The organism is Paracoccus sp. TRP (assembly GCF_000185925.1).
GTDB classification, from domain to species: Bacteria; Pseudomonadota; Alphaproteobacteria; order Rhodobacterales; family Rhodobacteraceae; genus Paracoccus; species Paracoccus kondratievae.
The window spans coordinates 159,577-168,855 of record NZ_AEPN01000005.1; the positions used below are offsets into that span (position 1 = coordinate 159,577).

9 protein-coding genes are annotated in these 9,279 nt (G+C 63.3%); 3 read left to right on the plus strand and 6 right to left on the minus strand.

Annotated features, from left to right (window positions below; genetic code table 11):
• Window positions 1–92: 92 nt before the first annotated feature.
• The 5 genes from PARACOCCUSGL_RS0105125 to PARACOCCUSGL_RS0105145 form a co-directional block, all read right to left on the minus strand.
• Window positions 93–1,124, minus strand: a complete 1,032-nt coding sequence (locus PARACOCCUSGL_RS0105125; RefSeq protein ID WP_010393798.1) for a siderophore-interacting protein — start codon at window positions 1,122–1,124, stop codon at window positions 93–95.
• Between the two features lie 90 nt (window positions 1,125–1,214).
• Complete coding sequence (locus PARACOCCUSGL_RS0105130; RefSeq protein WP_010393801.1) at window positions 1,215–2,027, minus strand: aminoglycoside phosphotransferase family protein; 813 nt, start codon at window positions 2,025–2,027, stop codon at window positions 1,215–1,217.
• Between the two features lie 88 nt (window positions 2,028–2,115).
• On the minus strand, window positions 2,116–2,484 hold the full coding sequence (locus PARACOCCUSGL_RS0105135; protein ID WP_010393804.1) for an NIPSNAP family containing protein: 369 nt from the start codon (window positions 2,482–2,484) through the stop codon (window positions 2,116–2,118).
• 120 nt (window positions 2,485–2,604) lie between these two features.
• Window positions 2,605–3,117: a GNAT family N-acetyltransferase gene (locus PARACOCCUSGL_RS0105140; protein ID WP_010393806.1), complete on the minus strand. Its 513-nt coding sequence runs from the start codon at window positions 3,115–3,117 to the stop codon at window positions 2,605–2,607.
• Window positions 3,118–3,258: 141 nt separating this feature from the next.
• Window positions 3,259–4,431, minus strand: coding sequence for an alanine--glyoxylate aminotransferase family protein (locus PARACOCCUSGL_RS0105145; protein ID WP_010393808.1), 1,173 nt, complete (start codon window positions 4,429–4,431; stop codon window positions 3,259–3,261).
• Window positions 4,432–4,568: 137 nt separating this feature from the next.
• Between PARACOCCUSGL_RS0105145 and PARACOCCUSGL_RS0105150 the strand changes: the two genes are divergently transcribed.
• Genes PARACOCCUSGL_RS0105150 through dinB form a run of 3 tightly spaced genes read left to right on the plus strand, consistent with a single transcriptional unit; the run spans window position 4,569 to window position 8,127 of the window.
• The gene (locus PARACOCCUSGL_RS0105150; protein ID WP_029371546.1) at window positions 4,569–6,308 is read left to right on the plus strand and encodes an ABC transporter ATP-binding protein; all 1,740 of its coding nucleotides are present in this window, start codon (window positions 4,569–4,571) and stop codon (window positions 6,306–6,308) included.
• The gene (locus PARACOCCUSGL_RS0105155) at window positions 6,308–7,039 is read left to right on the plus strand and encodes a folate-binding protein YgfZ (RefSeq protein ID WP_010393812.1); all 732 of its coding nucleotides are present in this window, start codon (window positions 6,308–6,310) and stop codon (window positions 7,037–7,039) included. The genes PARACOCCUSGL_RS0105150 and PARACOCCUSGL_RS0105155 overlap by 1 nt, the downstream gene beginning before the upstream one ends.
• Window positions 7,036–8,127, plus strand: a complete 1,092-nt coding sequence (gene dinB, locus PARACOCCUSGL_RS0105160) for a DNA polymerase IV (protein WP_010393814.1) — start codon at window positions 7,036–7,038, stop codon at window positions 8,125–8,127. The genes PARACOCCUSGL_RS0105155 and dinB overlap by 4 nt, the downstream gene beginning before the upstream one ends.
• Here the strand turns inward: dinB and PARACOCCUSGL_RS0105165 are convergent.
• Entirely contained in the window at window positions 8,118–9,041 is a 924-nt protein-coding gene (locus PARACOCCUSGL_RS0105165; protein ID WP_010393817.1) for a DUF533 domain-containing protein, read from the minus strand. The genes dinB and PARACOCCUSGL_RS0105165 overlap by 10 nt on opposite strands.
• Between the last annotated feature and the right edge of the window lie 238 nt (window positions 9,042–9,279).

Genomic DNA, 9,279 nt, shown 5'->3' on the forward strand with positions numbered 1-9,279 from the left:
GAGCTGTGCCATCAGGCCCATTGGCCGCGGTCCGGGGACCGTATCAATCACCAAGGTAAAATTGTCAACTATTCCGGGCGACCTGTCACCGGTCAGGCGGACCAATAGGCGGCAAGGTGGGTAAGGCCCTTGTCATGGCCCAATTCTTCATGCAGCAGGGTGCGGATGGCGGTGACGCCCGATTTCTCGGCGGCCATCCACGCATAGCTGTCAGGCGCGGGCGGGCTCTTTCTTAGCTGTGCGCAAAGCGCCGCAGCACCTTCCGGCAGATGGATGAGGTCAAAGCCCCGGGGTCTGGGCAGGGGATAATCGGCGCATTTCCCAAGCAGCCAGACCTGCCCCTTTGCATGGTTCGCCTGCGATTCAAGGATGCGGGCAAGGGCGGGATAGGCGGTTTCATCCCCGGCAAGAAGCAGGTGCCGCTGCTTGGGGATACCACCGCCGCTTGGGCCAAGCAGGCCGATGTGCTGACCGGGCAGGGCGTGGCGCGCCCATTCGGCCGTGCGTCCGCCAGTGTGGTCAAAGATATCGAGGTCGAGCCAGCCAGCATCGGGGTCGATATGGCGCACTGTATAAACCGGACGGTGCAGCGCCTTGCTGCCCTTGGGCCAGATAATCTGACCGTTCGCGCCGATTCGGGGCCATTCCGGGGACAGGTCCCCGGCCGGGGGCAGTACCAGCCGGAAATGGATCGAATCGGTTCCGGCGAGGCGATGCAGATCCGGGGCCGTCAGCCGCACACGCAGGAAATCGGGGCATAAAGGCGTAATTGCGCTGACCTCGGTAAGGCTGAAGTTGCCCGGAAATGTGCCAATATCCTTGTCCGAGGGCCAGCGCAGGGCCGCCCTGGGCAGGTGACTGGCAAGATACTCTGAGATTTCTCGCTGCATCGCGCCCAGCCACTCGGCCCGATGGGCGCGGGCAAAGACCAGAACGCCGTCGCCGCGCTTTTTTGCGCCGAACTCTCCCTCATCGACCTGGCACCAGATCGAGCGGCCATGCCCGATGTGCAGATCCAGCCCCTGCGCCCGCGCCTTGTCGCGGATCAGTTGCTCAACCGGCGCGAAGTCCTGACCGGGCAGCAGCGCTTCGGACTGGAATTCGGGCAGAGGAGTAATGCGCATGTCTCGTCGTCGCCTGTCACGGATTTCCGACCCAAACGGCCTTTAGATTATCGGCGCTGCGGGTTCACAACAGCCATTCCTCGTCCAAACTTACCGGGCAAGTTCGGATGCTGCCATCGCCGCAATCGTCAGATCCACCTTTGCCAGCGGATCTTTATCTTGCAGGAACCAGGCCGCCGACAGCCCCGTCCATGCGAGAATCCATTGCAACAAGCGGCGGCGCTCCAGGCCCGATGCCTCGACCACCACGCTAAGCCTTTGCTGAAAGCGCCCCGGCTGGGTCGCAACCGGGTGCGTTGGGTCGCTTAGATCGGGATTGGTGAAAATATTGGCATAGTCAAAGCCACGCTCACCGATAAGCCCATGCGGATCTGTCGCGCGCCAGCCGCGTTCACCGAAGTCTAGGACGTTATCGTGGTGAAGATCACCGTGCAGGACGGTCTGCTCTCTTTGGTCGGCAAGCAGGTCCCGCGCTGTCTGCAGGCTTTGGACCAGAATGCCCCCATGGTTTACAGCACCTGCTTCAAGGTCATGGAACCAGCGGTCCAGAGGGACCAGATCGGGTAACTTGCCGGAACGCTGACGATGCAGCCGCTTAGCCGTCGCACAAAGAATGCGGCAGGCGCTATCGTCCCCGCCCGTGCGCGCCATATCGGCCAATGACCGCGTGCCGGTCGCCCGCTCCATCAGTATGGCGTGATCATCCCGGGCCAGGACCTTGGCCGCGCCGTCGCCTGCCCACCAATCCATCAGGGCCGCTCCGCGCTGCTGATCCGGCTGCGAAGAGAGTTTCAGCATCGCAGGCATTTCCTGCCGCAAAACCGGAAGCAGACGGGCGGTCGCCGTGATGACCGGCTCACCATCGGCTAGCAGACCCCAGCGATGTAAGTAAGGCCTGAACATGGCGTTCTTTATAAGCCGATGTGGGGGCGGAGGCTATGTGAACAACGGCAGAGGGGTGAGCTGTAACGCAATAGTTCTTTGCTGACGTTCAGAACCCATGGCGGGCGGCTGTGATGGCGTGGTATCCTTGTTCACGCAGTCCCCTCACAGCATCGGCATTCATCGGAATAATGATCTTTGTCGCAGTTTCGATGCGAGAGATGATCGCCTCGCGCGGACCTGTTTTCCACGCGTCACCGGCATAAAATGCCGACTGCGCCTCATCCAGTTCCGCCATATCTGCAAAGCCCCGGATCAATCCATATCCGTCGGGATCATGCATGGATTGCCCGTGCCAGATCACATCAATCCCATTCTGCCGGTGAAGCGGGACACTGATGTTATGCATGATATCAAAGAATTCACCCCCTGTGCCGGGCTTAAGCTTGTAAAGCAATATTTCGATAAGGCGGGGCATGGCGTTCTCCTTTTGTCCCGGCAGTTATCCGAAAACGCACCATCTGCGCAATGACTGCCTTCTTTCACCCAGAGACCTGCCATCGCTGATGCAAGGCGCTCATTGCGGGTGGTCGTGCATCTATGCAGAGACCATGCGTGTGAATACATCGTTCAGATATGCTTGCTCTCGGATGCGGAAATGCGTGGTGCCGATTTTTTCAAAGCCGTGCTTCAAATAAAAAGCTATCGCCGGGGCGTTTTCGGAATTAGCGGTCAGCCACACTGACGGGCTGCCCAGACTGCCCGCGCAGATCAGCCCTTGTTCAAGCAGAGCATTCCCGATGCCTCTGCCATGGTGGCGCGGCTGCACGTAGAGGGTCGATATCTCTGTGTTTGAACAGGCTGAAAAAGGCACGTTCTCACGTTGAGTGAGGCGGATGAAGCCATCAATGCCGTCTTCATTTTCCGAAACGATCACATGCTCGCCGGAGTTGCCGAGCAAGGCTGCAAACTTGGCTGTTGTGAACTCGTTCAGCGCATATTCAGCAAAGAATGCGCTTACACCTTTCCGGAGATAGGTCCCCACCCAAACCTCGATAGAAATGGCGGCAAGGGCCGGCGCGTCAGTTGGTTGCGCTGTGCGGAGCTTCATTTGTCAATTTCCAACGTTGTGTGACGCGGGGCGTGATTGCGAACAAACGGTAACTGGGGCTGCGCCCCTTACCAGATGTCCGCCGTCAGCCATGCGCCATTGAGGCGATAAGGTGTCGGCCGCCGTCCGGCCCCCAAACATTCATGCGAGGCGGGCGACCTCGGCTGTGGCGGCGTCAAGCGCGCCAGACCCATGAGGGATGTTCAGCGCGGTCATTCCGGCCTCGATTACTGCCAGAACGCCCAGAAGCTGATGGGCATTGGCGTGACCCATATGGGCGATGCGCAGCGCGTGACCGGGGTCGGGCGCACCAAGGCCGACACCCAGCGTCACCCCTGCCTTGCCAGCCGTCCAGTCGCGCAGGGCGCTGGCCTGTGTCACCCGCGCGGCAGTGACCGAGCGGGCGCGGCCGGCTGGATCAGAGATCATTGCCCCGATCCCCGGATTGTCCGCGCCCCAGCGGTCCAGTGCCGCCCAGCAGGCCCGGGCCAACCCTTCATGCCGGGCCCATGCGGCGGCCAGGGTTTCTTCGTCAAGCAGGATGCGCAGCGCCTCGTTCAGACCAAAGACCAGCTGTACGGGCGGGGTGCCACCCCAGAATTGCCATAGTTCTTCTGCCTCGGCGCGGGGGGTCCAGTTCCAATAGGGGGTGGCAAGGCTGCTGGGTTTGCGCGCCTTGAGCCGTTCCGAGAACCAAACGAAGGTCAGGCCCGGCGGCACCATCAGCCCTTTTTGGCTGGCCGATACCAGCAAATCCACGCCCCATTCGTCCATCAGCATCGGCTCGCAGCCGAGTGAGGCGATGGCGTCGACAGCCAGAAAGGCAGGGTGGTCGCCCATTGCGGCGCGCAGGGCAGGGATATCGGCGCGGGCCGAGCTGGCGGTATCGACCTGACAGACCAGAACCGCACGGATCTGCCCCTCACGGTCCTGCGCCAGCCGCTCGGCCAGCCGCTGGGGATCGGGGGGCGCAAGGCCGAAATCAAGCTCTTCGACCTCGATCCCCATTGCGCGGGCCGAGGCTGCCCAGCTGCGTCCGAAATGGCCCGAGATCAGTGCCAGCGCCCGCTCGCCCCGGTCGAGCATGTTGACATTCGCGGCCTCCCACCCGGCATGGCCGTTGCCGATATAGGGCGCGACATGGGCCGAGGTCCCGGCCAGCCGTTTCAGCCCCGCGATCAGGGTGCGGTTCTCGGCCGCGAGGTCCGGGCCATAGATATCGGGCGAGGGGCGGTGCATGGCCCGCAGCACGCGATCCGGGACAGGAGAGGGGCCGGGAATAGCAAGGACGGCGCGGCCCTGGGCAAAGCTCATGGGAATGCCTTTCGTATGACATGCAATCGGTAGGCCGGCCCCTGCGCAAGGTCAACGGGGCGCGTCTGACCCGAGCGCCTTGCCCCCGGACGTCTTGCGGCTTATCCCTTGGGGTCGAACCGAATTCCGGGGATGCGATGGCGGACAGACTTAACAGAACGGCCAATCTGTTCGCCCGTATGTGGCGCGACTATCTGCACCCCTATTGGGCGCGCATCCTGCTGGCGCTGGTTTTTCTGATTGTCGAGGGCTCGACGCTGGGCCTGCTTAGCTGGATGCTGAAGCCGCTGTTCGACCGGGTTTTTGTCGGTGGCGACACCGATGCGATCTGGTGGGTCGGGGGCGTGATCTTTTCGCTGTTCCTGATCCGCGCCTCGACCTTTGTCATCAACCGTAGCCTGATGACATCGGTCTCGCTGGCGGTTTCGACCAGTATGCAGACGGATTTGCTGCGCCATATCATGACGTTGGACAGCAGCTTTTTCCAGGAGAACCCGCCCGGCGCGCTGATCGAGCGGGTGCAGGGCGATTCCATCGCCGTGCAGGGTGTGTGGTCCACATTCATCTCGGGCGCGGGGAGGGACATGGTCTCGCTGTTGTCGCTGTTCGGGGTTGCGGTGGCGGTCGATCCCTGGTGGACCATGGCGGCGCTGATCGGTGCGCCGCTGCTGATCCTGCCGACCGTGCTGGTCCAGCGATATATCCGCCGCAAGATGCGGCAAAACCGCGTTAATGCCAGCCAGCGCGCCACCCGGCTTGATGAGGTCTTGCACGGTATCAACGCCGTCAAACTGAACCGGATGGAGGATTATCAGGCCGACCGATTCAGCCAGATCGTCAGCCGCATCCGCAAGACCGAGATCAAGATGTCAGGTATCGGCGCCACTGTGCCGGCGCTGGTCGATGTCGTCACCGGGCTGGGCTTTATCGGCGTCCTTGCCCTGGGCGGGGCCGAGGTGACGCGGGGCGAACGCACGGTCGGGGACTTCATGTCCTTTTTCACCGCCATGGCGCTGGCCTTTCAGCCTCTGCGGCGTCTGGGCAACCTGACCGGCACATGGCAGATCGCAGCCGCAAGTCTTGAGCGCATCTATTCCGTGCTTGATATGCAGCCCGGGATTGCATGCGGACCGCGCCGCGAGCCGCCACCCGACACCACCATCCGCTTTCATGATGTGCGGCTGGCTTATTCCGGCCATCCGGTCCTGAACGGGCTGAGTTTTACCGCCGAGTCTGGTCAGACGACGGCGCTGGTGGGGCCTTCGGGCGCTGGAAAATCCACGGTCTTCAACCTGCTGACCCGGTTGATTGATCCCGAAGCGGGCGAGATCACCCTGGGTGGGGTGCCTTTGCGCGAATTCGATCTGGGCGTGCTGCGCGATCAGTTCTCGACCGTCAGCCAAGAGGCCGCGCTGTTTGACGAGACGCTGCGCGAAAACATCCTGCTTGGCCATCCGCAGGATGACAAGGCGCTGCGCCGGGCGACTGTCGCTGCCCATGTTGCGGATTTCACCGATAACCTGCCCCTTGGGCTCGACACGCCGGCGGGGCCGCGTGGCTCGGCCCTGTCGGGGGGGCAGCGCCAGCGCGTGGCGATTGCGCGTGCCGTTCTGCGCGATGCGCCGATCCTGCTGCTTGACGAGGCGACCTCGGCGCTTGATGCGCAAAGCGAGCGGCTGGTCCAGCAGGCGCTGGACGAGCTTTCGGCCGGGCGCACCACCTTGGTCATCGCGCACAGGCTTTCGACCGTGCGCCAGGCCGACAAGATCGTGGTGATCGAGGCAGGCCGGGTTGTCGAAGAGGGCAACCATGACCAGCTAATGGCAAAGGGCGGTGCCTATGCCGCCCTGGTCAGGTTGCAATTCGGAGATCAATGATGCGGCGCATTCTGGCGGTTTCGGGCGAGGATCGGGTCGAGTTCCTGCAAGGCCTTGTGACCAACAAGGTCGGGGACGTGCCTTGCTGGGCGGCGCTGCTGACGCCGCAGGGCAAGTATCTGGCCGATTTTCTGATCGTCCCGGATGGCGCGCGGCTGCTGATTGATGTCGACGCGCGGCTGGCTGATGATCTGATCCGGCGGCTGTCGCTGTACAAGCTGCGTTCACGTGTCACGGTTGAGCCGACCGAACTGACCGTCACGCGCGGTATCGGCGATATGCCTGACGCTGCCATAGCCGATCCGCGGCATGAGGCGCTGGGCTGGCGTCTTTACGGCGGCTCGGGCGGTGAGCGGGCGGCTGACGACGGGATTGATTGGGATGCGATCCGGGTCGGACATTGCATCCCCGAAAGCCTGATCGAGCTGATCCCGAACGAGACCTTTATCCTTGAAGCCGGGTTCGAGCGCCTGCATGGCGTCGATTTCCGCAAAGGCTGCTATGTCGGGCAAGAGGTCACGGCGCGGATGAAGCACAAGACCGAGCTGCGCAAGGGGCTTGTCACCGTCGGCATCGAGGGCGCGGCCCCTGTCGGGACGCCCATCCTGATGGCGGACGGGCGCGAGGCGGGCACGCTTTACACCCAATCCGGCAACCGGGCTATCGCCTATATGCGCTTTGACCGCATGGGCGAGGGGTTGACGGCGGGGGCCGCCCGCATCCTGCCATGACCGCCCCGACCGAGGAGCGTGTGCGCCGCATCGTCCATGTGGATATGGATGCGTTTTACGCCTCGGTCGAACAGCGCGACAATTCCGAGCTGCGCGGGCGCCCGGTCGCCGTTGGCGGCATCCGCCGTGGCGTGGTGGCGGCGGCGAGCTATGAGGCGCGCCGCTTTGGCGTGCGCTCGGCCATGCCCTCGATGCGGGCGATGCGGCTGTGTCCCGACCTGGTCTTTGTAAAGCCGCGCTTTGACGTCTATCGCGCGGTCAGCCAGCAGGTGCGCGACATCTTTTTCGAATACACGCCGCTTGTCGAGCCCTTGTCGCTGGATGAGGCTTATCTGGATCTCACCGATTATCTGCAAGGCCGCACCGCGACGCGCATCGCGCAAGAGATCCGCGCACGTATCCGCGAGGCGACAGGGCTGACCGCCTCGGCCGGGGTCAGCTATAACAAGTTTCTCGCCAAGCTGGCCTCGGACCAGCGCAAACCGGACGGGCTGTTCGTAATCCCGCCCGAGGCTGGACCCGAGTTTGTCCATGGCCTGCCCATCGGTCGCTTTCACGGCATCGGTCCGGCGACAGCGGCGCGGATGGAGTCGCATGGTATTCTGACCGGCGCCGATCTGGCACGGCAGACCCTTGAGTTCCTGACGGCGCGTTTTGGCAAATCGGGCACCTATTACTGGAATATTGCCCGTGGCATAGACACGCGCGAGGTCAAGCCGAACCGTATCCGCAAAAGCATCGGGGCCGAGAACACCTATTTCGAAGATCTGCGCGACCTTCCGGCAGCTCATGAGGCGCTGGAGGTGCTGGCCGACAAGGTCTGGAGGCATGCCACGAATGCCGGGCGCGTGGGGCGGACGGTGACGCTGAAGGTGAAATACGGCGATTTCCGCCAGATCACCCGTGCGCGTTCGCTGCCGCGTCCGGTGGAAAGCCGGGATGAGATGCTGGGCATGGCCCGCGACCTGCTGGGGCCGGTTTTTGCCGACCCGCACGGGGTCAGGCTGTTGGGGATCACCCTGTCCGGACTCGATGAGGCGCGGCAGGATGAGCCGCCGCGCCAGCTTGGTCTTTTTGATCAGGCGTAAAGACTGGTCACGCCGACCTTTTGATGGATGCCGTTCACCGTTTCCTTGTCTAGCCCAAGGTTCTGGGCAAGCTCGTGCAGGTATTCGGCCTCTTTCCGATTGTCGAATTCGATCGCCATCAGTGACATCAGATAGATTTGGGGGCCAAAGCCCTCGGGCACTTCGCGGGCCAGCGCCGCCGCATTGACGGGGGCTGCCATCTGTTCGCGGATAAAGGCGCGTTCTTCGTCGTCCAGCTCGCCGAATTCCGACATCAGCTTGGCTTTTTCCTGCTCGTCGATCTCTCCGTCTGATTTCGCCGCCTGGATCATCGCCCTGAGCATCAGGCCGGCCAAAGCGTTCTGTTCGGGCGTGGGCGCGGTCGAGGGCTCATCACCGGTCGCAAGCGCCTCGTTGAAGAGCTCGCCAAAGCTGGCATCGTTCTGGGGTTGTGCACCCTTTTGCGCCAGCCCGCCGGTGCTGCCCTGCGGGGCCTGAGCCTGCGCGCAGCCGCGACCGCCCAGAAGATCACCCAGAATACCGCCAAGGCCGCCAGCCGCCGCGCCGCCAAGGACGCCGCCCAGGCCGCCAGAGCCGCCCGAACGGCCACGCGGCCCGGCCAGCTGGTCAAGCAGGCCACCCAGCCCGCCCTGTGCCGTCCCGGCCGAGCGGGGGGAATTCGGGCCACCATAGGCCGAGCCGCTGCCTGTACGACCGCCCAGCACCTGACCCAGCATATCGCCAAGCCCGCCCGAGCCGGTGCTGCGGCTGCCCGCCCCACCGGTGTTGTTGCCAAAAAGCTCGTCCAGCAGGCCGCCCGAGCTACGCCCGCCGCCGCTTTGAGGCCGGTTCTGGGCGTTCTTCATCATGGTTCCGATCCCTTTGGCCAGCATGACGCCAGCCGCGACGCGGGCGAGGGATTTCATCAGGCTCATAGCATTCCTCCGAAAGCGTTGCGCGGCCGCCGGGCCGGGCAGCCTTGTCTGCCGGATTCCAACGTCTTTGCCGGGCAGAGGTTCCCGCGTTTCATGCTTATGTCGCCGGGTCGGGCGCCCTTGATTTTTCCCCGGCCGGATTATAAGTCGCGGCGGATGTTTCACGACGGGGGCTGTCGCGCGGGTGGCCCCCCCGATAGGAGGCCAGGATGGCAAAGGCAAAGTTTGAACGTACGAA

Excerpts from the sequence above, each read along its gene's own strand:
- PARACOCCUSGL_RS0105135 (WP_010393804.1), bottom strand. The coding sequence starts at position 2,484 with ATGCCCCGCCTTATCGAAATATTGCTTTACAAGCTTAAGCCCGGCACA.
- PARACOCCUSGL_RS0105140 (WP_010393806.1), bottom strand. The coding sequence starts at position 3,117 with ATGAAGCTCCGCACAGCGCAACCAACTGACGCGCCGGCCCTTGCCGCC.
- PARACOCCUSGL_RS0105155 (WP_010393812.1), top strand. The coding sequence starts at position 6,308 with ATGCGGCGCATTCTGGCGGTTTCGGGCGAGGATCGGGTCGAGTTCCTG.
- PARACOCCUSGL_RS0105125 (WP_010393798.1), bottom strand. The coding sequence starts at position 1,124 with ATGCGCATTACTCCTCTGCCCGAATTCCAGTCCGAAGCGCTGCTGCCC.
- PARACOCCUSGL_RS0105150 (WP_029371546.1), top strand. The coding sequence starts at position 4,569 with ATGGCGGACAGACTTAACAGAACGGCCAATCTGTTCGCCCGTATGTGG.
- PARACOCCUSGL_RS0105165 (WP_010393817.1), bottom strand. The coding sequence starts at position 9,041 with ATGAGCCTGATGAAATCCCTCGCCCGCGTCGCGGCTGGCGTCATGCTG.
- PARACOCCUSGL_RS0105145 (WP_010393808.1), bottom strand. The coding sequence starts at position 4,431 with ATGAGCTTTGCCCAGGGCCGCGCCGTCCTTGCTATTCCCGGCCCCTCT.
- PARACOCCUSGL_RS0105130 (WP_010393801.1), bottom strand. The coding sequence starts at position 2,027 with ATGTTCAGGCCTTACTTACATCGCTGGGGTCTGCTAGCCGATGGTGAG.
- dinB (WP_010393814.1), top strand. The coding sequence starts at position 7,036 with ATGACCGCCCCGACCGAGGAGCGTGTGCGCCGCATCGTCCATGTGGAT.